Origin of the sequence: Streptococcus oralis subsp. dentisani (genome assembly GCF_002860905.1) — a bacterium.
Taxonomy (GTDB): domain Bacteria; phylum Bacillota; class Bacilli; order Lactobacillales; family Streptococcaceae; genus Streptococcus; species Streptococcus oralis_BA.
On the sequence record NZ_PKIG01000009.1, the window covers coordinates 34,060 to 56,723 of the forward strand.

Annotated in this window: 24 protein-coding genes, 11 tRNA genes and 1 rRNA gene; 13 read left to right on the plus strand and 23 right to left on the minus strand. The window is 37.8% G+C overall.

All coding sequences use genetic code 11. The features are described 5' to 3' along the window. Positions 1-108: 108 nt before the first annotated feature. Together CYK16_RS09890 and tgt are read right to left on the minus strand one after the other, a co-directional pair. On the minus strand, positions 109-1,926 hold the full coding sequence (locus tag CYK16_RS09890; RefSeq protein WP_060806166.1) for an acyltransferase family protein: 1,818 nt from the start codon (positions 1,924-1,926) through the stop codon (positions 109-111). A 100-nt stretch (positions 1,927-2,026) separates the two neighbouring features. Next, a complete protein-coding gene (gene tgt, locus CYK16_RS09895) occupies positions 2,027-3,169 on the minus strand; it encodes a tRNA guanosine(34) transglycosylase Tgt (protein WP_001285237.1) in 1,143 nt (380 codons plus the stop codon). Between the two features lie 116 nt (positions 3,170-3,285). Between tgt and CYK16_RS09900 the strand changes: the two genes are divergently transcribed. Next, positions 3,286-4,143 carry a DUF975 family protein gene (locus CYK16_RS09900; RefSeq protein WP_060806165.1) on the plus strand — a complete coding sequence of 286 codons (858 nt, stop codon included), beginning with the start codon at positions 3,286-3,288 and terminating at the stop codon, positions 4,141-4,143. Between the two features lie 26 nt (positions 4,144-4,169). Here the strand turns inward: CYK16_RS09900 and pcp are convergent, their stop codons facing one another. The 9 genes from pcp to CYK16_RS09950 all read right to left on the minus strand — a co-directional run bounded on the left by pcp (position 4,170) and on the right by CYK16_RS09950 (position 12,950). Then, positions 4,170-4,814: a pyroglutamyl-peptidase I gene (gene pcp, locus CYK16_RS09905; RefSeq protein ID WP_060806164.1), complete on the minus strand. Its 645-nt coding sequence runs from the start codon at positions 4,812-4,814 to the stop codon at positions 4,170-4,172. Positions 4,815-4,926: 112 nt separating this feature from the next. Beyond that, entirely contained in the window at positions 4,927-5,289 is a 363-nt protein-coding gene (locus tag CYK16_RS09910) for a DUF1304 domain-containing protein (protein ID WP_060806163.1), read from the minus strand. A 10-nt stretch (positions 5,290-5,299) separates the two neighbouring features. Next, on the minus strand, positions 5,300-5,725 hold the full coding sequence (locus CYK16_RS09915; protein ID WP_060806162.1) for a MarR family winged helix-turn-helix transcriptional regulator: 426 nt from the start codon (positions 5,723-5,725) through the stop codon (positions 5,300-5,302). Between the two features lie 318 nt (positions 5,726-6,043). Then, positions 6,044-7,246, minus strand: a complete 1,203-nt coding sequence (locus tag CYK16_RS09925; RefSeq protein ID WP_060806161.1) for a LysM peptidoglycan-binding domain-containing protein — start codon at positions 7,244-7,246, stop codon at positions 6,044-6,046. A 165-nt stretch (positions 7,247-7,411) separates the two neighbouring features. Then, positions 7,412-8,032, minus strand: coding sequence for an HAD family hydrolase (locus tag CYK16_RS09930; RefSeq protein ID WP_060806160.1), 621 nt, complete (start codon positions 8,030-8,032; stop codon positions 7,412-7,414). Positions 8,033-8,035: 3 nt separating this feature from the next. Beyond that, positions 8,036-9,316 carry an MATE family efflux transporter gene (locus CYK16_RS09935; RefSeq protein ID WP_060806159.1) on the minus strand — a complete coding sequence of 427 codons (1,281 nt, stop codon included), beginning with the start codon at positions 9,314-9,316 and terminating at the stop codon, positions 8,036-8,038. Positions 9,317-9,376: 60 nt separating this feature from the next. Further along, a complete protein-coding gene (gene thrC / locus CYK16_RS09940) occupies positions 9,377-10,861 on the minus strand; it encodes a threonine synthase (RefSeq protein ID WP_060806158.1) in 1,485 nt (494 codons plus the stop codon). Between the two features lie 75 nt (positions 10,862-10,936). Further along, positions 10,937-12,214 carry a hypothetical protein gene (locus CYK16_RS09945; RefSeq protein WP_060806157.1) on the minus strand — a complete coding sequence of 426 codons (1,278 nt, stop codon included), beginning with the start codon at positions 12,212-12,214 and terminating at the stop codon, positions 10,937-10,939. A 274-nt stretch (positions 12,215-12,488) separates the two neighbouring features. Then, positions 12,489-12,950: a hypothetical protein gene (locus CYK16_RS09950; protein WP_024477817.1), complete on the minus strand. Its 462-nt coding sequence runs from the start codon at positions 12,948-12,950 to the stop codon at positions 12,489-12,491. A 334-nt stretch (positions 12,951-13,284) separates the two neighbouring features. Between CYK16_RS09950 and CYK16_RS09955 the strand changes: the two genes are divergently transcribed. The 12 genes from CYK16_RS09955 to CYK16_RS10010 all read left to right on the plus strand — a co-directional run bounded on the left by CYK16_RS09955 (position 13,285) and on the right by CYK16_RS10010 (position 21,371). Continuing rightward, positions 13,285-14,058, plus strand: a complete 774-nt coding sequence (locus CYK16_RS09955; protein ID WP_101776965.1) for an endonuclease/exonuclease/phosphatase family protein — start codon at positions 13,285-13,287, stop codon at positions 14,056-14,058. 29 nt (positions 14,059-14,087) lie between these two features. After that, on the plus strand, positions 14,088-14,306 hold the full coding sequence (locus CYK16_RS09960) for a hypothetical protein (protein ID WP_001282606.1): 219 nt from the start codon (positions 14,088-14,090) through the stop codon (positions 14,304-14,306). Positions 14,307-14,311: 5 nt separating this feature from the next. Then, positions 14,312-15,631, plus strand: a complete 1,320-nt coding sequence (locus CYK16_RS09965; protein WP_101776966.1) for an FtsK/SpoIIIE domain-containing protein — start codon at positions 14,312-14,314, stop codon at positions 15,629-15,631. An 89-nt stretch (positions 15,632-15,720) separates the two neighbouring features. Further along, on the plus strand, positions 15,721-16,035 hold the full coding sequence (locus tag CYK16_RS09970; protein WP_101776967.1) for a hypothetical protein: 315 nt from the start codon (positions 15,721-15,723) through the stop codon (positions 16,033-16,035). Positions 16,036-16,068: 33 nt separating this feature from the next. Next, entirely contained in the window at positions 16,069-16,458 is a 390-nt protein-coding gene (locus tag CYK16_RS09975; RefSeq protein WP_101776968.1) for a hypothetical protein, read from the plus strand. A gap of 166 nt (positions 16,459-16,624) precedes the next feature. Beyond that, on the plus strand, positions 16,625-17,392 hold the full coding sequence (locus CYK16_RS09980; protein ID WP_101776969.1) for a metallophosphoesterase: 768 nt from the start codon (positions 16,625-16,627) through the stop codon (positions 17,390-17,392). A 188-nt stretch (positions 17,393-17,580) separates the two neighbouring features. Beyond that, complete coding sequence (locus tag CYK16_RS09985; protein ID WP_101776970.1) at positions 17,581-18,363, plus strand: rolling circle replication-associated protein; 783 nt, start codon at positions 17,581-17,583, stop codon at positions 18,361-18,363. Positions 18,364-18,376: 13 nt separating this feature from the next. Then, complete coding sequence (locus tag CYK16_RS09990) at positions 18,377-18,580, plus strand: DUF3173 domain-containing protein (RefSeq protein ID WP_000562210.1); 204 nt, start codon at positions 18,377-18,379, stop codon at positions 18,578-18,580. Positions 18,581-18,583: 3 nt separating this feature from the next. Beyond that, positions 18,584-19,717, plus strand: a complete 1,134-nt coding sequence (locus CYK16_RS09995; RefSeq protein WP_101776971.1) for a site-specific integrase — start codon at positions 18,584-18,586, stop codon at positions 19,715-19,717. 40 nt (positions 19,718-19,757) lie between these two features. After that, the gene (locus CYK16_RS10000; RefSeq protein WP_000381519.1) at positions 19,758-20,195 is read left to right on the plus strand and encodes an HD domain-containing protein; all 438 of its coding nucleotides are present in this window, start codon (positions 19,758-19,760) and stop codon (positions 20,193-20,195) included. A 215-nt stretch (positions 20,196-20,410) separates the two neighbouring features. Beyond that, on the plus strand, positions 20,411-20,647 hold the full coding sequence (gene relB / locus CYK16_RS10005; protein ID WP_001067142.1) for a type II toxin-antitoxin system RelB family antitoxin: 237 nt from the start codon (positions 20,411-20,413) through the stop codon (positions 20,645-20,647). After that, complete coding sequence (locus tag CYK16_RS10010) at positions 20,640-21,371, plus strand: metallophosphoesterase (RefSeq protein WP_001074366.1); 732 nt, start codon at positions 20,640-20,642, stop codon at positions 21,369-21,371. The genes relB and CYK16_RS10010 overlap by 8 nt, the downstream gene beginning before the upstream one ends. 110 nt (positions 21,372-21,481) lie before the next feature. Here CYK16_RS10010 and CYK16_RS10015 read toward each other — a convergent pair. The 12 genes from CYK16_RS10015 to rrf all read right to left on the minus strand — a co-directional run bounded on the left by CYK16_RS10015 (position 21,482) and on the right by rrf (position 22,623). Next, positions 21,482-21,565 (minus strand) — tRNA-Leu (locus CYK16_RS10015). A 9-nt stretch (positions 21,566-21,574) separates the two neighbouring features. Beyond that, positions 21,575-21,646: transfer RNA gene (locus CYK16_RS10020), tRNA-Gln, on the minus strand. Positions 21,647-21,659: 13 nt separating this feature from the next. Next, positions 21,660-21,732 (minus strand) — tRNA-His (locus CYK16_RS10025). 14 nt (positions 21,733-21,746) lie between these two features. Further along, a tRNA-Trp gene (locus tag CYK16_RS10030) sits at positions 21,747-21,817 on the minus strand. Positions 21,818-21,821: 4 nt separating this feature from the next. Beyond that, positions 21,822-21,902, minus strand: a tRNA-Tyr gene (locus tag CYK16_RS10035). Between the two features lie 12 nt (positions 21,903-21,914). After that, a tRNA-Phe gene (locus CYK16_RS10040) sits at positions 21,915-21,987 on the minus strand. A 3-nt stretch (positions 21,988-21,990) separates the two neighbouring features. Then, a tRNA-Met gene (locus CYK16_RS10045) sits at positions 21,991-22,064 on the minus strand. A 10-nt stretch (positions 22,065-22,074) separates the two neighbouring features. Further along, positions 22,075-22,164, minus strand: a tRNA-Ser gene (locus tag CYK16_RS10050). A gap of 82 nt (positions 22,165-22,246) precedes the next feature. Continuing rightward, a tRNA-Ile gene (locus CYK16_RS10055) sits at positions 22,247-22,320 on the minus strand. Between the two features lie 34 nt (positions 22,321-22,354). Further along, positions 22,355-22,425, minus strand: a tRNA-Gly gene (locus tag CYK16_RS10060). A 5-nt stretch (positions 22,426-22,430) separates the two neighbouring features. Beyond that, a tRNA-Val gene (locus CYK16_RS10065) sits at positions 22,431-22,503 on the minus strand. Positions 22,504-22,507: 4 nt separating this feature from the next. After that, a 5S ribosomal RNA gene (gene rrf, locus CYK16_RS10070) occupies positions 22,508-22,623 on the minus strand. Between the last annotated feature and the right edge of the window lie 41 nt (positions 22,624-22,664).

The following is a 22,664-nucleotide window of genomic DNA, read 5'->3' on the forward strand; positions in this document are numbered from 1 at the left end:
CAATTACATTATAAACCTTTCTTTTTTATTTGTAAATGGTATAGACCTATTTTCTGTAGATATTTTAAAAGAGCTGGATTTCTCCAACTCTTCTCTTTTAAATACACGTTATTTTGATTTGACTGGTTTGTCTTGAGCTGTTTGCAAGGCTGTAGCAATTGTATCTGCATACAATTTTGCTCCTGCTTCAATAGTACTAGTGTCACTTCCGAAATGGACTTGGTCTGTACCTGCCCAGATTTCTGGATGTTCCTTAGCAACTTGATTCCAATCAGCAACTGTGATATAAGGTGTCTTCTCTGCCAATTCTCTCATATAGGCAGCAGCCTTCTCAACGATTGCATAAGTCTCTTTTGTCTTATCTCCCTCATAAGGAGTCACTAAAATTATATGATGGCCCTTAGGAAGATTTTTTACGATACTGTCCCAGTCATCCTTGTAATTCTCAGGATTATTTACCCCAGTCGCAATGACCACCATCTTAGGTAAAAATTTATTCTGGCTATTATTTAGCATGATTTCATTGGCTGTCTTGGTTGTTCTGCTGACCTGCGCGTTAATCTGTGCTCCAGGAAGGGCTGTCTGCAGGGCTGTATTAGCTCTTAGAGCCACTGAGTCACCAATTAACATAGTACCATCAGCAATTCCTAAACTATCAGCTTCTGCTCGTTCTGCCATCACCTTGGTTTGGTTAATATTTGTTGCAGCTTGCTTCAAACCATTGACAGTTAAGTCTGTCTCAAAAGCTCCCACTTGTGGTGCCAACAAAGTCACTAAGAGGACAATGAAGGCCAAGATTCCTGTACTTGTTGCAAGAATTGCGTGAATATAAGGCAGGGGACGAAGAGTTTGTAAAACAGGTGTATTCTTGCCTACAATCCACGGCTCCAATACATAAAATGAAAGACTGGCAAATCCATAAGAACAAATCAGAGTCAGTAACACAGCAAGAAGATTTGAGGTCAACTGTGAGAAAATGATGTAGAAAGGCCAATGGAAAAGATAAACCGCATAGCTAGTATCCGCTAAAAAGCTAATTATCTTTGGCTCCTGTACGTTAGGAGTCTTTTCATGTAAGACACGCGCTGCCAATATCATAGTAAGAGCTGCAAGACTGGCAAGCAAGAAGCCTATAAGATAGGCAAAGAGATAGGTAAATTTGACAAAGAAGGTCAAAATGAGTAAGAAGCCAAAACCGCCTCCAAAAACCAACAGGGTCTTTCGTAAATCCCAGATTTTATTCAACTGCTTGACGAGGGAAGTCGTCTGACGAACGCCTACAATCGTTGCTAGGATACTTCCCAAAAAGAATGGATAGACATGAGTTAAACTGGAGAAGTAAACAGAGGAATAAGAGGTTACTAGAAAACTACCAATAAACATGGAGAAAAAGCTGATCAAGAAGGCAGTGGCAGATAAAAGAAAGATCATCCCCTTCAACTGACCATTTGATTTAGCCTGTTTAGATAAGAACCAAACTGCCAATCCCCAAAGAATATAGTAGTGAACCTCAACGGCCAAGCTCCAATTATGAACAAACAAATGAGGAATGAACTGTGATTCATAACTCCCACCTGTTAGAAGTTCATAGAAGTTGGTCATGAAACCTAAAACACCCGCAATCTGACCCCCAATTCCAGCCACATAATCTTGGCGAACTAGAAAGGTAAAAGGCATGGTTACCAAGACCATCAAAACCACAGGTGGCACAATCCGATAAAAACGTCTCCTAAAAAATCCAATCAAATCAATTTCATGATTTTTAGAAAATTCTTCGATGAGTAGAGCTGTAATCAGGAAACCTGAAAATGTGAAAAAAACATCTACCCCGAAAAATCCTCCAGGAAAGATGGTCTGAAAGAAGTGATACAAGAGTACAAAAAGTAAACCTGTAATCCTAATCAAGGAAAACCATTTAATGCGCATACGAGTTTATTCTTCCTTTCATTGTACACTTTATTCTATCAAAAAAAGAAGAAAAATCCTAAGAGAAAACTTAGGATTTTTAGCTTATATCAATTCCATTTTAGAAATTACGCCCTGATTTATTATAGCCATATTTTTCCACAAAATACTCACGGAATTCCAAAAGATTGTCATCCATGATGGCTTGTCGCACTTGCTTCATCAGGTTAAGCAAGAAGTAAAGATTGTGGTAGCTAGTCAAGCGGATACCAAAGGTTTCATCGGCCTTGAGCAGGTGACGAAGGTAGGCGCGTGTGTAGTTCTTACATGTGTAGCAATCACATTCAGGATCCAGTGGTGTAAAGTCCTCAGCAAACTGAGCATTTTTGACAACCAAACGACCTTGACTGGTCATACAAGTCCCATTACGAGCGATACGAGTCGGCAAGACACAGTCAAACATATCCACCCCACGAATCACCCCATCAATCAAGCTATCTGGCGCTCCCACCCCCATCAAATAGCGAGGTTTATTTTCAGGTAGCAGTTGGGTTGTGAAGTCCAAGACCGCATTCATCTCTTCGTGGGTTTCTCCCACCGCCAAACCACCGATAGAGTAGCCTGGGAAGTCCATGCTGACAAGATCATGAGCCGATTGGCGACGCAGGTCTTCAAATCCTGCCCCCTGCACAATCCCAAATAACCCTTGGTCATGTGGACGACGGTGAGCCTTCAAACCACGCTCAGCCCAACGGCTGGTACGCTCGATCGATTTCTTAACGTAGTCATAAGGCTGATAAAACTGAGGACATTCGTCAAAGGACATCATGATGTCTGAGCCCAGATTATTCTGAATAGAGATGGCTTTTTCTGGGGATAGGAACATCTTAGAACCATTGAGATGGTTTTTAAAAGTTACGCCTTCTTCTGTGATATTACGGCTATCTGCTAAGGAATAAACCTGAAAACCACCACTATCTGTCAAAATAGGCTGGTCCCAATTCATGAACTTGTGGAGACCACCAGCGCGTGCAATGAGTTCATCTCCAGGGCGAAGCCAGAGATGATAGGTGTTTGATAGGATAATTCCCGAACCCATCTCCTTCAATTCTTCAGGCGACTGAGTTTTGACAGTGGCTTGAGTTCCAACTGGCATAAACATAGGTGTTGGGAAGGTACCGTGGGGAGTGATGATTTCCCCCAGACGAGCTCCCGTGTGTTTTTCTTTCTTAATCAAACGATATTTGATTGGTGAATCTGACATTTTTTACCTCCGAAGCTGGGAAAGACAGTCCCAGTTCATACTTTGTGCCCAAGGGCATACTGTATGATTTTATCAAAAAAAGTAGGAACTGTCACGAACTATGGTATAATGAGAGAATGAAATACCCAAAAATTGATTTAAAAACTATTCGTCTGCAAGCCAGACAATTTCAGGCCGAAAATCCCCGCCTCTTTCTCGTCTATCTCTTACCTAGTATACTGGTCATCTTGTCTGGCTTCCTCAATCCCTTAGAGCGCATCAACGAGAGTGTTTTAGAGCAACCCTTTTTAAGCGTGTTTGGCCATGTATTCCAAGCCTACCTTTTTCCACTATTAGTCTCCTTTATCGGGACGATTCTCCTGACCAGTTCAGTTTACACAACGCTGAAACTCATTAAAAATCCCGATACAGAACTATCCGTCAAAAATAGTCTCACTCTCTTTAACGAAGAGCACTTTTCACAAACCTTTTTGACTCTCCTTCTCAAACGCTTCTATCTCTTTTTATGGAGCATTCCTAGTTTACTCGGGATTTACTTCCTCTTTTGCAGTAGCTTTCTAGCAAAGAAATTCGTTGTTCTTCACCCTGAGTTTCCTAATCTAGATCTCACGTCAGTTGAAACTGAGCGCTTCCTCATGACCTTTGGTCTTTACTTTCTAGCAAGTATCCTCTTGATGATTGTCGGAAATAGTCTCTATATCCCGCAATACTATGCCTATTCACAGGTAGAATTTCTCCTCTGTGACACTCTCGACTTGGGACAAGCCAAACCAGGACAAGTCCTTAAAACCAGCCGTTTCCTGATGAAAGGCTACAAATTTCAGCGCTTTATTCTAGACCTACAACTCCTTCCTTGGTACTTCCTCAATTGGATTACCTTTGGAATTGCTAGTTTCTCACTCCTACCCTACATTCAAATCAATAAAATAATTTTTTACCGAGCAGTATTGGCTCGAAAACGTCCAAAAGCTTGAAGGTTTTTCCCTCAAGCTTTTTTCTATCAATGAGTTTCTCCGCCTACCAACTTGAGATCCTGCTCTCCATGTTCTATCATGGCGCCAATTGCCGCTTCTATCCCTCGCCTAATATCCACTAAACTCATAGCTGGGGTAGTCGGTCTATTCACCACCTGTTCCATCATATAAGGAATATGCATAAACCCTGCCTTAACATGTAGAAATTTCTTTTCTACCAAATAGAGGGCCTGATACATCAAATGATTGCAAACAAAAGTCCCTGCCGTATTGGAAACAGAGGCCGGCAAGCCCTCTTTTTTTATAGCTTGAACCATCGCTTTAATCGGCAAACTACTAAAATAGGCCGGAGCACCATCTGGACGAATAGGAAGGTCAATCGGCTGATTACCTTCGTTATCAGGAATGCGTGCATCGTCTTGGTTAATGGCCACTCGTTCAGGTGTTAAGCTAGTTCTTCCACCTGCTTGGCCAATACAAAGGACAAAGTCAGGTTGATAACGGTTCATCTCTTCTTCCAATACATGGGCCGATTTGTGAAAGACTGTTGGCACTTCTAGCCAACGGACCTCAGCACCATGGATTTCAGCTGGTAAACCTTTAATGGCCTCCAAGGCTGGATTGACCTTTTCCCCTCCAAAGGGCTCAAAACCTGTCACTAATACTTTCATTTCTAACTCCTCAAAACTAATTCAATGAGACTTTTTTCTTAAAAACAAGTATAACATATTTCTCTTCTTCTAGAGCGAAAAGGACTAGAGAGGATCAGACCGGCATTAAAGTTTATTTAAAGAGTAAAATACTAATCAAGGCCAAAATAGCTGGTCCACCTTGCTTCAAAATAATTTTCTTATCCGCTGTTAGAGAGCCATAAGCCGCAGCACCAATCACAAATAAAACAAAAATAGTCACAATTTCTAAATTCTGTGAGAAATAAATCCCATACAGGAGAAAGACTCCTAGCAGACCGTTATAAATCCCTTGATTTTTAAACAGTGAACTTACCGACGGACGAGCCAGTTCTTCCTTTTCCATGTTAAAGACACGACTAGTCGCATCTGATTGCGTTGCAATACTTTCCAAATAAAAAATGTAAAAATGCTCCAAAGCAACGATTGTTGCTAAAATGATTGTAGTAATTGACATCTATTTCTCCTTAAATTTCTATATTTTCAATACCCAAAACCAATTTATTTAATAAACGGTTGAGTTCTGTTTTTTCAGACTCTGTTAAGATACTTTCCATCGCTTCTTTAACCTTGATATGATTCAGAGGGGGATTCACCACTAACTGCTCCTTAGCATACTTCGTAGCCTCTACCAACACTTCCCGCTGATTTTCAGGATTGCGGTGACGCTCCACCAGACCTTCCTTTTCCAGAATTTTGAAATGTCGGGTCAAAGCAGCCTGATCAATCTTCAAACGCTCCTGAACCGCTATTTGATTACAAGGGGAATGCTCCAGCAGAAACAGTAAAATCTGATACCGTGTCAAACTAATCCCAAGCCTTTTTTCAAACAATTGCGTACTCGCTTGCTCAGACAAGCGGAGTTGATACAGTAAATCTTGAATCTCTATCATTTCTTCCTCTTTTTCATTGATTTATCAATAGTTGACCAATCAATTATAGTGCAAAGTAAAATAAATTGCAAGAATGTTGCTTCAATCATTACAAAATGGTAACTTCCATTTTCCATCCATATTGATACTCAATGAAAATCAAAGAGCAAACTAGGAAGCTATCCGTAGGTTGCTCAAAGCACAGCTTTGAGATTGCAGATAAAACTGACGTGGTTTGAAGAGATTTTCGAAGAGTATGACAAAGAAAAAACGAACGAGACTCGCTTCCTATCACGAAAGCTAGATCTCATTCGTCAAAATGATATTACCAAGTCTGGTTTATCCATTCATTGAAACGTGAACGTGGTCATAGTGGTTTTCTGTCACACTACCACGGTCTGGCATTGGGTTCCAAGTATTAGCTGGTCCATATTTGCTATCGAATGGAGCATAGAAACGTTGTTTCCAGATAATGTAACTAATTCCACGGCTGGCCATGTTTTGAATAGCGTATTCCGCAAGCTTATCCCCTAGTTCTGAGCTTTCTGGTACCATGAAGTCGATAGCCAAACCTTTTCCGTGATCTCCACTGTCTCCTGGACGGTAACCACTAAAGGATGTGATGCCAAACAAGTTAGCAATTTCTTCTTTAAAGGCAGCTGTTTGTGGTTGAAGGCCTGCATTTTCAGATTTCGCTACCGCAAGTCCAGCATAATCGGGCGCTGCTGGAGCCGCGTAAGTTGTTGAAACTGTTTTCTTCTCTTCTAGTTGATAAGTAGAAACTGCTGGTGTAGCTTCACTTGATGCTACTTCTTTTACTTCTTCTAAACTTGTTGCAGTTGTTTCTATTGCTTTTTCTTCTACTGGCGCTGTAGTTGCTTCTACTGCTGATTCAGCTTGAGGACTTGCTTGTGCTTCCTGTTTTTCAGCTGGAGTCATTGCCTGAGGAGCTGCTTCTGCAACTGCACTACTTGTTTCTGCTGATTGCTCTTCTGGGACAGAAGTTCCTGTAGATGGTGCCACTTCTTCTGAAGCAGTCACTGTCTCTGTAAATTCTGAACTTGATGCTACTTCTTTTGTACTTATAGTCTCCACCGCTTTTGGCGCTTCTACAATGGGTTGAGAAAGATCTGCAATTTGAACAGTCTGGTCATCTACGGTCACTTGATTAGTTGTCAAATCTGCTGTCGCAGTTGTCACTTCTTCACTAGAAGCTGCTTGAGGTGTTTGAATTTCAACTTCTGTTACTTCTTCTGCTTCATTGACAGTCGTTGTCAAAACAATTTCTGGGAAAATCAAGTCCATATTAGTTATTTTATTCAAATTCGCAAGAACTGTGACATCTACACCCAAGGCTTCTGCAATAGTGCTCAAGGTATCACCATACTGAACGGTATAACTTGTTTTGTTATCCGTTTTAGTCAAATCATTTTGGATTTGCTCAACACTACGTGCAGTCCAAAGAAGTTCTTCTGCTTGGGTTGCCAATACTGGGGCAAACGACAAGGCTACTGTTGAGGCTAATAATATTCTTTTCTTCATTCTTTCAAATTCCTTTCAAATGAGTACCTGTCTATGATAACACAAAAAATGCAGAAAAAAAGCCCTCTCGGGCCTATTTAACAGAACTGTCTATTCCTTGTAACAAACTCGGTTACTTGAAATAGTTTGTTAGGTCTCTGTCACAAATCTGACACAATCTTCTCGTTACTTGCTCTCAAAAATATGAGGAATATCTGTTAGCGACTGAATCCTGTGATTCCCTTCATAAGACGACTCTAAAAAGTTGATACTTTGAATCCCACTATTCTGGGCGAATTCCACATCCAGAGTCCGGTCCCCTATATAATAAGTCTTGTCAGAATCCAACTGATACTTGTCTAACAGATAGGTAGCCGCTTCTGGACTGGGCTTCCGCGCAAAGCCACTCTGACTGGTTAAAATCTCTGTGAAATAAGATTCCAATCCCAAGTCTCTTAGAATGGTAAAAGCATTGTCTCCCTTATGAGTATAAACAAAGTTCCGAATCCCTACTTGGTCTGCCCAAGCCAACACCTCACGCGCACCTGGCATCAAAACTACCTGGGCATTCTTCTCAGCAAGACTCTGGGCACGCACCTGATTTAGCACTTCCACATCCAGTTTTCTCTCTTCTGCCACCTGTACAAGCAAATCCTGCACAGAAAACTTGAGGATAAACTCTCTCACTTTCTCCTTATCATAAGGAATAGCAAACTGACCAAAAGTCTCCTCAATCCCTGACAAAATCGCTTCGTAAGAGTCCAATAAAGTCCCGTCTAAATCCCAAATAAAAGCCGTTTTTTGCATTTCCTATCCTTTCAAGCTCATATAACGATGGTAACGATAGCGTAGAAATAGCCAGCGAAAACCATTATCCAAAAGGGTTCCAGCCCAAATACCCGGCAAGCCCCAACCAAGAACAAGCCCCATCAGATAGGCTGTCCCAATGCGGATACACCACATCCCTATACTTGTCGCATAAAAGGGAAGGCGTGCATTCCCCAAGCCCTGCCAAACAGCTGTATAGATGACTGTTCCGGTCGTCATAGGGGTCCCTAGGAGTGAAAAAAGTGTCACTAGCACACTAGCCTCCACCGCTAGAGGATCAGTCGTATAAAGATGAGTCAGTGGTATTCCTAAGGCATAGACACTAAACGTCAAGGGCAACATGAGAAGCAGAGAAAGCCAAAAGGTTTGCTTGCTCAAACTAGCTACTCTTTTCCAATTATCCTCTCCAACTGCTCGAGCTACCAGCATGACCGTTGCCGTAGCAACTCCAAAAGCAGGCATGTAGTTAAACTGGGTCAAGACTTCTCCGACTGCATTTCCAGCCACGGCCTCTGTCCCAAAAGAAACAACCAAGGCAATGATAACGACATCACCAGCCCGCATCATAAGTCGCTCTCCAGCTGCTGGCAAAGCCAATGTCAGTAAGTCTTTATCTAGTCCAAAAGTCGGTTTCTCAAAAGGCAACTTTAATTGCGACCATAAAATCACAAGACCAACCAAACGAGACAAGATAGTCCCCCAAGCAACACCCGCTATCCCCATATCCAGAACAAAAATAGCTAGACTGGAAAAGAGAATATTCAAGGCATTGGATAAAAGACTAACATAGAGAGGCAGACGTGGATTATGCGTTGCACGAATCAAGGCTCCCAAACTCGTCATCAAGCCCAAAAGAACAATCGATCCGCCTACCAAGGATAGATACAGTCCACCACTCTCAGCTACATCTCTCTCCGTTCCCAAGAGTCCAATCATCTCTTGCCCAGCGAAGATGGACAAAGATCCTAAAAGGAAACTCAATAATAATGTAATCTTCAAGGCCTCAGTCACATGATAGGCCAACTTCGACTGGTCTTTCTGCCCCAAACTTTTTGAAATAACACTGGAAATAGCAGCTCCCAGAGCTATGAAAATCGCCTGATAAATCGTAATAATATTGCCAGCTACTGATACACCCGAAATAGCTATCAATCCTAAATGAGCAACCAAATAACTGTCCACCATCCCCATGAGCATTTGCAAAAAGTTTTCTCCCATAGCTGGCAAGGCAATATTAAGAATATCTTTATTTTTCTTAAACAATCCTTCCTCCTGATGAAAAGAAACTCAGTTAGTTTCCCAACCGAGTTTACTCCCTCTGTCTTAAATTCCTAGATAATCCTCAACCGCTGCTTGCATGTCAGTGGCTGCCACTGTCGTCTTATGACGAACAGGAGCTGTCTCAAGTCCATCAACTGCAGGTGGCACAGCCACTCCTGAGATTTCATGTAATTGAGTCAAGGCTTCAAAGTCAGTCAAACCTACTTTCCCTGTCACAGCTTCTACGGCAACCACTGGGAACTTGTATGGACTCGCTGTTGATGCAATCACTGTCTTAGTCGCATCGCCAGTAGCCTCTTGGTATTTCTTATAAACTGCTGAGGCAACCGCTGTATGCGGATCCTCGATATAAGAATCTGACTCATAAACACGCTTAATTTCTGCCGCTGTTTCTTCCTCAGTCGCATATTCAGCTGCAAAGAGGTCCAAAATCTCTGCATCAAAGTCTGTCAACTCATATTGTCCTTGTGTATTCAAGGCATTCATGAGTTCAGCTGTCTTAACTGCATCATTCCCCAAAAGATGGAAAATCAAACGCTCCAAGTTTGAAGATACCAAGATATCCATAGATGGACTAGTTGTTACTTTAAACTCACGTTTCTTGTCGTAAACACGTGTCTTGAAGAAGTCTGTCAAAACATTGTTGTCATTTGAAGCACAGATCAATTTACCAACTGGCAAACCAATTTGCTTAGCATAAAAGGCAGCCAAGATATTTCCAAAGTTTCCTGTTGGTACGGTAAAGTTGACCTTTTCACCAGCCACAATCTCACCAGTCTTAACAAGCTGAGCGTAGGCATAAACATAGTAGACAATTTGTGGCACCAAACGGCCAATATTCATAGAGTTAGCCGATGAAAATTGCAACTTGTTGGCTGCCAACTTCTCACGAAGAGCCACATCGTTGAACATATGTTTCACATTAGTCTGAGCATCGTCAAAGTTACCATCAATGGCGATAACATGAGTATTGTCGCCAGTCTGAGTGGTCATTTGCAACTCTTGTACCTTGCTGACACCATCCTTCGGATAAAAGACGATAATCTCAGTGCCAGGAACATCCGCAAACCCTGCCATAGCAGCTTTCCCAGTATCACCAGATGTCGCTGTTAAGATGACAATCTTGTTCTCCAAACCATGCTTCTTAGCAGCTGTTGTCATAAAGTATGGCAAGATAGACAAGGCCATATCCTTAAAGGCAATCGTAGAACCATGGAAGAGTTCCAGGTTGTATTGCCCGTCTAATTTCACCAAAGGCGCAATAGATGGAGTATCAAATTTACTATCGTAGGCATTGTTGATACAGTAGTCCAACTCTTCAGCTGTAAAGTCATCTAAAAATGCTGACAAAACTAACTTAGCAACTTCCTGATAAGAAGCATCTTTCAATTTGTCAAAGTCCAAATCTACCTTTGGATAAGTAACTGGTGTAAACAAACCACCATCCGTCGCCAAACCTTGCAAAATTGCTTGACTGGCAGTTACTGTATTGTTGGCATCACGCGTTGATTGATAAACTAATGTCATTACTCTCTATCCTTTATCTATAGTCTCTTCCATTATATCATGATTTTTCAGAAAATTCTCCCTTTATAAGAGAAATTATAGGCTCAATTCTTCTTTCAAAGGCTCTAAATAGCTCATTTCTTGCTTATTTCTCATCTTCAGTCCTTCCTCAGCTAACAGAAGTAAGTCTTTTGAAAAATCTATAATCGAAGTTTTCTCCTCATCTGTAAGCTTTTTCTTAGAAAATTGTCGTCTTAAAAACTTGTAATCACGACCAAATTCTTTAAAGAAAGGTTCTGTTTCTAAGTAAGCTTCTAACTTATCTAAATTAACTAATAATCCCAAGTGAAAGGCAGCAGAAGCGAAGGTTTTATCTAGAGGCTGAGTACACACACTACGAAACTCAACTGTTCCTCGAGTCGTTAAGTCTTGGTACTGGTAACTACGATGAGTTTCAAAGTCTTTCTCTTGAGGGTAAATAAGAACCTCTTCCCCATTAAGATCAAATGCTTGGATTTCAGGCATAGCCAAATAGTCCCTAGCCTGAATCGGATAAAAATAATAGGTTTGTCCATCACGTTCCGCAGTAAAAATTGCAGAATGATCTAGATAGTCAAAAAAATCATCCTCATCTTTAAAGAGGCTAGCATTGACACCAACATTCTCTGGATAGATACCATGCATAGATTCTTCCCAGAAAATATCTCTTGAGATTTTTGTATCCCAATCCGCACCTGTAAACTCAGAGTTTGCAAATAAGTAAGCCTTAGCCGCTTCAATTTGAGTAAAAGCATTAATCACCCGTAAGTAGTTGGATTTTGAAATATCCAGCTGAACCTGACTCCCACAGATAAAAGCCCCATATTCAGGGAAATGATGTAAATCTGATTTAGTAACATTTCTACTCAAATTCAAATAATCCATCAACATCTGATAGCGTGGATATGCCACTGGACAATTCTCATTTTTATCCCAGTTAGGATGAATTCCACAGCCAACAATAGCATGATTTGATTCGCCTAATTTTCTCTGAATTACATCCATATAATTATTAAAACGATTTTCGACCTCCTGAATTGTTTCGGCCTTACCAAATGCAAACTCAATCGTTGTATAGGAAACTTCAAATAAAATAGCATCCTGACTTATCCGATCCACTAACTGGATAGGATTGCCAAAATCATCTACCTTTTCTACAGTGAAACCCAGAGCGGAAAGTAAATAATGAAATAAATCTTTTATAACTTCAACATTTGTAGCATCCCCTTCTAAATTTGCAACAGGATATTCCAGTTCAATCCCGACAAACAATCCAGGATTTTCTTTAATATTTTTCAAATACCGATGTTTTAATAAATCGATAGAACGAGACATACTTCCCTACACTTTCATAATCTAAATAAAATTTGAATAACTATTATTATACCAAAAATAACACAAAAAGGAACGAAGAATAACAACGTTCCTAGCTCTATACTATACCGGCGGCCGGGGTCGAACCGGCACGTCCTTGCGGACACTGGATTTTGAGTTGGACTCTTAACGTTTCATAAGTATATAAAGCCAGTCAAATAGCCTTTTCAAAAAGTTACCTCTATCACAAAAACGATAGTTTTTTTATTTTTAGTAACATTTTAGTATTCATGACTTATTCACTATATTTAAATACTGTTCTCTTTTCTTCGAAAAATACTTTGCATTTTCTTACTTCTTCATCATAAGCTGAAAACAATTCTTCCACTTCCCAATCACTATAATTATAATTCGATTTATTACTAAGATTTGCAAGTAAATTCATTAGTGAAAAAATTTTTTCTACCCTTGCAGTTGATAATTTCTTAAAAGCTACTTCCTTATCGTTACTTGTATCAACCATAGAATAATGAAAAGACTTTTTTAGATTGACTGTTTTTATCGTAATAGGGCTAGTGAAAAACTCTTTTATTTCCTCACCTTTTTGTTCTAACGCTCCAAATAGCTCCTCAATGTCTGATTTTGAAAAAGTGTATTTCGATTTGTCACTTTGATTTCTCAATATATTTAAAATTGAAAAAACCTTAGTCATTCTAGCTTCTGATAATCTTCTAAATTTTTCATTTCTAGTTTCCATTGTTTCTCCTAACATTATCGACCATTGCTATACATTAAATTTTATCATATGGAGAGATTTTTTTCAAATATTGCATTTTTGTTGTTGACTTTTTTATTTAACGGTAGTATAATATCAAATATAGAGGAATATCCCACAAATATACTATGTAAAAGAAGGGGGCTAGTATGGACGAATTGGAACAAGAAGCTTTAGATTACTTCTATGAAGAATTGGAAAGCTATTATGATGATGAAGACGAACAAGGAGAAATCTTTGACGGCTTGAACGACTAGCAGGAGGAGTTCTTCTCCTCTTGCTGATTTACTAATAGAATAGAAAGGTTTATTTATATATGAAAAAAATGACAGCATCCACAATGAAAGTATCCACTTGGAACATCAATCAACGTTCAGGACAAGGAAAACAAATTCCTGAAATGATTGTACATGAATTAGCTAAACAAAATTCAGAAATCATCTGCTTGACAGAATATGTAAGAGCAGATAATCATAGTTTATTCTGTACTAAATTACAGGATATGGGATACAAAATTTTTGAAGATGTGCGTACTATTGATTTTGGAAATCAAATCCTTATTGCAATAAAGAATGATTTAGTTAATGATTGCCAAGTCATTACTATCGATAATGATGATAATAATCCAAACTTTTTACACGTTAGAGTGACAATTAAAGGACAAGAATTAAACATTATTGGAGTTCGTATCAAGGTCGGTGGAGAAAACATTTTTCAAGATTTCAAACATCGAAAATCGCAACTAGACAAACTAATCTCAAATTTACCCGCAATACATGAAAATACAATTGTTCTAGGTGACTTTAATAATGGCTATTTCAAACAGAATGACGATATTCATTCCTATCAGGGCAAAGCTAGGGAATTTTACTCTTATCCATTGCTTAAGTCTGAAATGAATAAAGCAGGCCTAACCGTACATACTCCCTCTGAGGAAACCTCTTGGAAATATTGTAAATTAGACCATATTTTTGCAAACATCCCTATATCAAATGAAAATTATTCTTGGGAATTCTTAAAAAATGCTGATTATAATAGCCGAGTCGGCTTTCCAGACCATGCTATTCTATCAGCCTCTATCTCTTTATAGTACTTGTTTATTAGAGGAGGTAATGCAAAATGAGTGATAATTTAAAAGCATATATATTTCTTTTAGGATTTCTGATATTAGCTGGCATAGCAATTTTTATTCTTCCTCAAGGGCATTTCTTTTCAGTTTCCGCCCTTGTTCTTGGATGTATTCCATTATTTATTTCTATCTATTATTTCGCAAAAATCAAGCTCTTAGGGTTTTACGAACTTTTAAAAGAGCTTTTAGATAAAATAAAAGGTATCTAACTAATATGTTTAAATTAAGACAAAGTGCTGATTTAACAAGAAACAATATAATTTCCTGTTATAAGCTAAAAATAATGCACTGGCTGATACTAAGTATCTCTGCCTGCATTCTATTTTCTACTATTGTTAATATTAGGGCTCCAACTTTTGTTCAAATTCTCTTCATATTTTTAGGTGGATTTATTATCTATAAAATTCATCTGAAAATAAAAATTTTTCGATATAACTTAGAGCATTACCTTATTATACGTGAGAGCTTACTTTATGTACTCCACACAAATAGACTTTATACTACATATAAAGATAGTACTGGACAAGAAAAAGTTATTAGAAGTGCAATCTTAGAATATGACTTAGATAGGCAAAACAGCCATATTCTTATCAAAGCTCTTATAACAGGTGACGAATTTAGCAAAAAACTTCAATCACTCGATGATTTACTTTGTGGCGCGCTTGAACTAGAGCTTGAGGAAAAGATTATCCGGCCTAGCTATGTAGAATACCATTTTTATTATAAGAAACCTGATAGATTAGTTTTACAATCTCACAACCAAAGACAAGATATAGACAGCCTTGATATAGATTTAGGATATGGTGTAAATTATAACCCTGTCAAATGCCCACATATTTTAGTATCAGGAGGAACTGGAAGTGGGAAATCAGTGCTTATATCTGTTTTGATTTTAGAATTTCTAAAACGTCAATCAACAGTTTATATAGCTGACCCTAAGAACTCTGACCTAGGTAGCTTGTCTCATTACTTTGGAAATAAATACGTAGCAACCACCCCAAATAATATAGCTCGCATTGTGAGAATCGTAGTTGAGGAAATGCAGGAACGATATCAAGTCATGCGTGATAACTTCCAGTATGGTTCAAATTTTTCAGAGCACGGCTTTAAGCCGATATGCTTGATATTAGATGAAATGGGAGCATTTCAAGCTTCAGGAACGGATAAAAAATCAAAAGAAGTTATAGTTGAAGTTATGGACGGTATCAAGCAAATCATTCTACTTGGGCGACAAGCTGGGGTATTTATCCTAATTTCAGCTCAACAAATGAGAGCCGAAACCTTAAATACCGACCTTAGAGATAACCTAGGCTTGAGAATTGCTCTTGGTGCAAATTCTAGCGAGGGTTATCGAATGGTCTTTGGTTCTGCTACCCCTGATAAATTAAAGCCAATTGAGGTAAAAGGGGCTGGCTATCTTTACATGCAAGGTTCAGGAAAAGAAACGGCTCAATATTGGGAAAGTCCTTATCTTGATACAACACAATTCGATTTTATAAAAGAACTACAATTATATATAACAAAGTTAAAATAATTTCAATAGATATTTTTGCTTAAATTCAATAGATTTTCAGCAAAAATATCTGTTCCTCATCGCTCTGCGATGATAGAAAAGAGGTACACATGAGGTTGAATGATTTTTTAAAGCCAGAGGTGCTTGGCAACAAATTTCTAGCAGTAAAAGGCTATACAGAAGTATTAGACAGAGAGACTAATAAGCCCGTAGCTTTAAGACTTAACGTGTCAATTCAAGACGAAAACTCAGATTTTTTTATGGAGATGATACAAGTCAAAGTAAATACATTATCCCCTACTGCTTCTGTTCAAGAGATGACGAATAATAAAACTTGTCCTGTTAGTCTTAAAGATTTAAACGTAGGGCAATTCAATGGAAATTTGTGGTTCGCTTGTTCTGATGTTTTACCTGTAACAAAATAGCTAAGATTAGATGATATATAAAGGAGTTTTACAATGCAAACTTTTAACTACGATGATTTTAAGAATGAAAAGGGGATTGTTTCATTTTCTGAAGCAGAACAAATCTATTCTAGTCTCCTTAATTCCTCCAATCAACTTGATAAAGAATTTCAAGAAGAATGGACAACATTTGTTCTTCTATGCGTAGAGTATGCCTCTGCACGTGGTAAATGGCTCACACTCTCAAGAGAAGAGAAACTTACCAGCGATGAATCTAGAACTATTACTCACAATAAAGTTATTTATCAACTAAAGATTTTAAAAAGTTTAGCAAGTGAACAGGGCAATGATGTTGCTTGGTTTGAAAAATTTAACGATGACAGAAAACGTATTGGGGATTTTGCTTGCTATGTAGCTTATATCTATGCCTTAAATGCTCGATAGACAATTAGAGGATATTATGGCTATATATTACTCTATGTCTGATATTCATGGAAATTATTAAATAACATCTTAAGAATAATTAATTCTATTTATCTATCACCGAAACAATGTGCTATAACTTAATTCGATTCTTAGACTAATATCAAAAATAAAGAGGGGAATATATATGAAGACGTTATTAATTGGTGATTTACACTTAAAATCTCAACTGATTTTACCCATTGTTGACAAAATCATCCAAACACATAATATTAAGAGAATCATTTTTCTTGGTGATTACGTTGATTTACATGGTCAAACTAACAATATCCAACTTTATGCCAAAGACCTCACTTTTTTATACTCTTGGAAAATAGATAAAGAGCAAAACGGAATAGATGTAATTAATCTTATAGGTAATCATGATGCTTATTATTTACTGGGAGAACAAGCTCCTTTCTCAATTCAGAATCTAGAGGTCTTTTTCTCAATTCAACAATTATTACAAGATTTGAATTTACAAGTAGCTTATCAACTAGATGATTATTTAGTTAGCCATGCTGGTTTCAATCTGATATTTGACCCAAAAGAATGGCATTTTAACCTCTATACCAAAGAGCATGAAGAAGAATTAGATATTCTAGCTTATACAATAGGACCAATGCGTGGTGGGAAAGCTCTTGGGGGGTCTCCTTTATGGGCACATTTTAGAGAATTAGAACTGCTTCCCAACCAAGACTTTCCTAAACAAATTGTTGGACATACCCCTAAAGAATCTATTGATATTTCTAAAAATGTTATTGGTATAGATACTTTTTCATTATATATTGACAAAGATAATAAATATCAATTTATTGGTAACGGAGATTTGCTCGTTTATGACCAAGGACATTTTGAGGTCATTTCAACAGACTGGGCAACAGACAAAATATTAAAACAATTACCACGATTATGAATTTAATAGCTACTTCTCATCATGTACCTAAGCAAAACTGCCGACAAGCAGTCGGCAAGCTGAAGTGTGTTTAGCGGAGCGGTGCTTAGGATCACATGATAGAAGTAGGGAGGAGCTTTGCTCCTCCTAGTTTATTTATTATATAGACAATCTTTTGGCGAAAGCCAACCTAAAAGGAACTATTTTTTATGACCTCATATAATAAAAAAATAGTCCGCACTTCTTCCTATATTGAAATTTGGGAATATGAAAAGCCAATATTTTCAAAAGGAAAATCCATTTTAGATACTGATACTAAAAGCAAAGAAAAATCACAACGTAGAACATTTGATGAACTTACACCTGAAGAACAAGAACAACGTCTGGAGCGTATGAAAAAAACTCGCTTAGAAGCAAAGTGGAACTTACTCCGATTAGTCGATTGTAATTATGATGACAATACTTCATTTCTGACCCTGACCACTAAAGAAAATATTAGCGACAGAAACCACTTCAAAAACTTACTCAAAACTTTTATTAAACGCTTTAATTATCACATTTTTAATACCAAGAAAAGTAAATTAAAATATATAGCAGTATTAGAGAGGCAAAAACGTGGAGCATGGCATGCTCATATTCTGCTTTTCAGCGTTCCTTATGTACCACACCGTCAACTCTTGGAACTTTGGGGACATGGAGCAGTACGGATAAATAAAGTTGATGTAGACAGCAAAGAAAATCGCGGTCGATATGTCACAAAGTATTTTGAAAAAGGGATTGGACAAGAATTGTTGGAAAACTTCGGAAAGCAAGCCTATTTTTCATCACGCAACTTAAAAAAGCCTGATGAAGATAGATTTTATACTTATGAAGATTTTAATTATGATAGTTCAGTCGTACTATATGAAACGGAATACATTAGTAAAGTCTATAAAGACGGTCAGTATTTCGATAATCATGTAAAGTATAAGAAAATAAAACTAGATGAATAAAGGAGTAAGTTACATGATAGCAACTGTTACTAAAAATGACCTAGTTGCCCTTGGTTTCTCTGAGGGAACATCTAAACGTATTATCCGCCAAGGGAAAGAGCTACTGATAACACGAGGCTTTACAGTCTATCAGAATAAACGAATTGGTACTATACCTGCTACTATTGTAAGCGAATTACTCGGTTTTGATGTTCAAAACAGTACCCTCAAGGAGTAAAATATGGCAATTAGAAAAGGTAAAGACGGTAATTGGATAGTTGATATTAGCAACGGTTTTGACCCAATAACACTAAAGCAACGTAGAATTGTCAGAAAGGGCTATAAGACGAAAAAAGAAGCTATTGAAGCAGAACACTACTTACGAAGTGTAGAGTTAAAAGAACGCTTCTATGGGGCTAAAATAACTATCCCCATACTATATGAACTACTAAAGGAAGAAGATAGTATAAATCATCGAAAAGCAAGCTATATCAATACACAAGATAATAATTACAACAAACACATCAAAGATTATTTTTCTATGGTAGATAATGTCGGAAAACTAACCTATGAAGACATCTACCAATTTAGAGAACATCTTAGGCAAAAAGTAGCTAAAAATTCTGATAAACCGTTAAGCACAAACACTATCAACAAAATCATGATTTTACTCAAAAAGATTTTTGATGTTGGTTTGCGAAAAGGCTATTACACCTCCAATCCAGCAAATTTGATAAAAAAGTTGCCAATCGAAAAAACAAAAATGCAGTTTTGGACAGTCAAAGAATTTCAACATTTTTTAACCTTGTTTAAAACTGAAGAATATAATATCAAGTTACTCTTTACTGTTCTATTCTTTACAGGACTACGACTTGGGGAAGCATTAGCACTAACATGGCAAGACATTGATTTTACAAGCAATACAATTCACATTACAAAATCAGTTTATGTAAACAAAGGAATAAGTCATGTTAGCACAACAAAGACTAAAGCTGGAACAAGAAGAATTATCATTAATAAGAAATTGAGCCATGAACTACAACAATGGCAACAGAAACAAAAACACCTATTAGAACAATTTACTAGTGATAGCATAAGCCTACAAGTATTTCAAAGCTCACCTATTACAATTACAAAAAATGCAGTTGAAAAACAATATAAGAAAATACTTGAACGTGATAGCACACTAAAAAAGATACGCATACACGATTTTAGGCACTCACACGCTTCCCTGCTGATTAACCAAGGGGAAGATTATCTAGTTGTAAAAGAGCGACTAGGACATGCTTCTATAACAACAACAATTGATACCTACTCTCACTTGTACCCAAGTAAGCAAAAGGATTTAGCTGATAAACTAGATGAATTACTATAAAGTAATTGAGTTTTATAAATGGAAAGTTCATAATTAAATCATGGATACATCACAAGCAATAAAAGCACATGAAGTAGCTAAAAAAGCACACTTTGGACAAATTGATAGAGCAGGAATTGACTACATTAAACACCCTGAAACAGTAGCTAGTTTTGTCGCAACTGATGAAGAGAAAGCTGTCGCCTATCTACATGATGTAATTGAAGATACTTCACTAACCCTACTAGACCTAAAAAAGGAAGGTTTTTCAAAAAATATTATAGAAGCCGTCGATATACTCACAAAGAAAAAAGGACAAGATTATCAATCTTATCTCAATCTAGTAAAGAAAAATGAACTCGCTAGAGTTGTAAAGTTAGCGGATTTACGGCATAATTCAGATTTAACAAGACTACCATTAATTACTGAAAAAGACTTAGAGAGAAATAAGAAATACAGTTCTGCTATTAGATTTTTAAGAGCAAAGAAAAAAAGTTAGTAACTAAACTATAAAATTTTATAAAGATAAAACAAAAGACAAGGCTTATAAACTTTGTCTTTATTACTATACTGGCGGTCGGTCTCGAACTGGCACATCCTTGCAGATACTACAATTTTATTAAAATAAATAACTATAAAAAGTGAAATTTTTTATTGAGAAACTTTTAGACTAGGAGTATAATGTATCTAAAATAACTATTAGGTGGCTGTTATATGAATAATGTTGTTACTACACAAATTTCTATTCAACTTAGTCAAGAGTTAAATTCTTTATTAAATGCTATTGTTGAAGAAAATAATACAACAAAGACTGACTTTATTAGACAAGCTGTTATAGAGAAAATTGAAGATATATATGATATTAAGGTTGCTGATGAAGCTTATAAAAAATGGGTTGAATGTGGCAGAAAGACTTTCTCACATGAAGAAATGATGAGGCGCTATGGCTAAAATATACGCAATATCTGATATACATGGGCACTACAATGAGTTTATTAAATCTATCAATAAAATAGATTTATCTGATAAACAAAGTCGACTTATCTTACTTGGAGACTACATTGACAATGGTTCTCAATCTTTTCAAGTTATTTCCAAAATAATTGAACTTGAGGAACTTTATCCTAATCAAATTATCACTCTATTAGGAAATCATGAAGAATGGTTTTATGATTGGTTGATTTTAGAAAAGCCTACTTCTTCTGCATTTCCAGAAACAATAAAAAGCTTCTTCTCTCCAGAGGAATTGAACTATATTTTTAAATCGAATGCTAACAACTTTGAAACAGGTGTTAGAAATGAAATTAAAAATAATATCAAATTTAATCCATGTATAAACTGGTTTAAAAAACGATATAGGGATAAACGCTATTATGAAACTGATACCCAAATTTTTGTTCATGCTGGCATTGATGAAGAAGCAGGAAAGTTTTGGAAAGAACTAACGAGTTCAGAGATATTTACAAACAAATTTCCTATTACCACTGGTAGATTTCATAAAGCTATTATTTCGGGCCATATTGCTTCTTCGGAAGTAGCTAAAGATAGAAGATACCTGGGTAAGATTTACTATGATAGTAAAAGTCATTACTTTATTGATGGAGAGGTAACGAATAGCAAAACAATACCTGTTCTTTGCTATGATACAATTACCCAAAAATATCACTTTCTATAACTTTTAATCATGTGCTTTTATATGAAATTAGTAATTATTAGTAACAATTTCAAGAAATTTATTATGACATAACAAAAAGACAAGGCTTAGAAACCTTGTCTTTTCAACTATACCGGCGGCCGGGGTCGAACCGGCACGTCCTTGCGGACACTGGATTTTGAGTCCAGCGCGTCTGCCAATTCCGCCACGCCGGCAAATAGTAACTGGGGTAGCTGGATTCGAACCAACGCATGAGGGAGTCAAAGTCCCTTGCCTTACCGCTTGGCTATACCCCAATAATATAAAATAGGCGAGTGATGGGGATCGAACCCACGCATGCCAGAGCCACAATCTGGTGTGTTAACCACTTCACCACACCCGCCATAATTCTATTAACACGGGCAGTAGGAATTGAACCCACACTGAAGGTTTTGGAGACCTTAGTTCTACCTTTAAACTATGCCCGTAAAATGGAAGGGGAGGGATTCGAACCCCCGAACCCGAAGGAGCGGATTTACAGTCCGCCGCGTTTAGCCTCTTCGCTACCCTTCCAAAATATATAAATGGCGCGAGACGGAATCGAACCGCCGACACATGGAGCTTCAATCCATTGCTCTACCAACTGAGCTACCGAGCCTTATTGCGGGAGCAGGATTTGAACCTACGACCTTCGGGTTATGAGCCCGACGAGCTACCGAGCTGCTCCATCCCGCGTTAATACAAAAGGAGGATGTGGGATTCGAACCCACGCACGCTTTTACACGCCTGACGGTTTTCAAGACCGTTCCCTTCAGCCGGACTTGGGTAATCCTCCAAAATAGTTTATACGGGAACAAACCCGTGTCCTCTTAGTGAAAAGATAATGTTTCAATTCTCTAGTAATGGACTAAACACTATGGGCACGAGTGGACTCGAACCACCGACCTCACGCTTATCAGGCGTGCGCTCTAACCACCTGAGCTACGCGCCCAAGTTAAAAACTTGGTACAAAGAACAAAGTTCAAAGCGGGTGACGAGAATCGAACTCGCGACAACAGCTTGGAAGGCTGTAGTTTTACCACTAAACTACACCCGCTTAAATGGGAGTTAACGGGATCGAACCGCTGACCCTCTGCTTGTAAGGCAGATGCTCTCCCAGCTGAGCTAAACTCCCTAGAGCTAAGCGACTTCCATATCTCACAGGGGGCAACCCCCAACTACTTCCGGCGTTCTAGGGCTTAACTTCTGTGTTCGGCATGGGTACAGGTGTATCTCCTAGGCTATCGTCACTTAACTCTGAGTAATACCTACTCAAAATTGAATATCTATTCAAAC

Excerpts from the sequence above, each read along its gene's own strand:
- CYK16_RS09970 (WP_101776967.1), top strand. The coding sequence starts at position 15,721 with ATGAGGTTGAATGATTTTTTAAAGCCAGAGGTGCTTGGCAACAAATTT.
- CYK16_RS10010 (WP_001074366.1), top strand. The coding sequence starts at position 20,640 with ATGGCTAAAATATACGCAATATCTGATATACATGGGCACTACAATGAG.
- CYK16_RS09915 (WP_060806162.1), bottom strand. The coding sequence starts at position 5,725 with ATGATAGAGATTCAAGATTTACTGTATCAACTCCGCTTGTCTGAGCAA.
- CYK16_RS09945 (WP_060806157.1), bottom strand. The coding sequence starts at position 12,214 with ATGTCTCGTTCTATCGATTTATTAAAACATCGGTATTTGAAAAATATT.
- CYK16_RS09975 (WP_101776968.1), top strand. The coding sequence starts at position 16,069 with ATGCAAACTTTTAACTACGATGATTTTAAGAATGAAAAGGGGATTGTT.
- CYK16_RS09900 (WP_060806165.1), top strand. The coding sequence starts at position 3,286 with ATGAAATACCCAAAAATTGATTTAAAAACTATTCGTCTGCAAGCCAGA.
- tgt (WP_001285237.1), bottom strand. The coding sequence starts at position 3,169 with ATGTCAGATTCACCAATCAAATATCGTTTGATTAAGAAAGAAAAACAC.
- CYK16_RS09925 (WP_060806161.1), bottom strand. The coding sequence starts at position 7,246 with ATGAAGAAAAGAATATTATTAGCCTCAACAGTAGCCTTGTCGTTTGCC.
- CYK16_RS09985 (WP_101776970.1), top strand. The coding sequence starts at position 17,581 with ATGACCTCATATAATAAAAAAATAGTCCGCACTTCTTCCTATATTGAA.
- CYK16_RS09955 (WP_101776965.1), top strand. The coding sequence starts at position 13,285 with ATGAAAAAAATGACAGCATCCACAATGAAAGTATCCACTTGGAACATC.
- thrC (WP_060806158.1), bottom strand. The coding sequence starts at position 10,861 with ATGACATTAGTTTATCAATCAACGCGTGATGCCAACAATACAGTAACT.
- relB (WP_001067142.1), top strand. The coding sequence starts at position 20,411 with ATGAATAATGTTGTTACTACACAAATTTCTATTCAACTTAGTCAAGAG.
- CYK16_RS09960 (WP_001282606.1), top strand. The coding sequence starts at position 14,088 with ATGAGTGATAATTTAAAAGCATATATATTTCTTTTAGGATTTCTGATA.
- CYK16_RS09890 (WP_060806166.1), bottom strand. The coding sequence starts at position 1,926 with ATGCGCATTAAATGGTTTTCCTTGATTAGGATTACAGGTTTACTTTTT.
- CYK16_RS09980 (WP_101776969.1), top strand. The coding sequence starts at position 16,625 with ATGAAGACGTTATTAATTGGTGATTTACACTTAAAATCTCAACTGATT.
- pcp (WP_060806164.1), bottom strand. The coding sequence starts at position 4,814 with ATGAAAGTATTAGTGACAGGTTTTGAGCCCTTTGGAGGGGAAAAGGTC.
- CYK16_RS09950 (WP_024477817.1), bottom strand. The coding sequence starts at position 12,950 with ATGGAAACTAGAAATGAAAAATTTAGAAGATTATCAGAAGCTAGAATG.
- CYK16_RS09990 (WP_000562210.1), top strand. The coding sequence starts at position 18,377 with ATGATAGCAACTGTTACTAAAAATGACCTAGTTGCCCTTGGTTTCTCT.
- CYK16_RS09910 (WP_060806163.1), bottom strand. The coding sequence starts at position 5,289 with ATGTCAATTACTACAATCATTTTAGCAACAATCGTTGCTTTGGAGCAT.
- CYK16_RS09930 (WP_060806160.1), bottom strand. The coding sequence starts at position 8,032 with ATGCAAAAAACGGCTTTTATTTGGGATTTAGACGGGACTTTATTGGAC.
- CYK16_RS09995 (WP_101776971.1), top strand. The coding sequence starts at position 18,584 with ATGGCAATTAGAAAAGGTAAAGACGGTAATTGGATAGTTGATATTAGC.
- CYK16_RS09965 (WP_101776966.1), top strand. The coding sequence starts at position 14,312 with ATGTTTAAATTAAGACAAAGTGCTGATTTAACAAGAAACAATATAATT.
- CYK16_RS10000 (WP_000381519.1), top strand. The coding sequence starts at position 19,758 with ATGGATACATCACAAGCAATAAAAGCACATGAAGTAGCTAAAAAAGCA.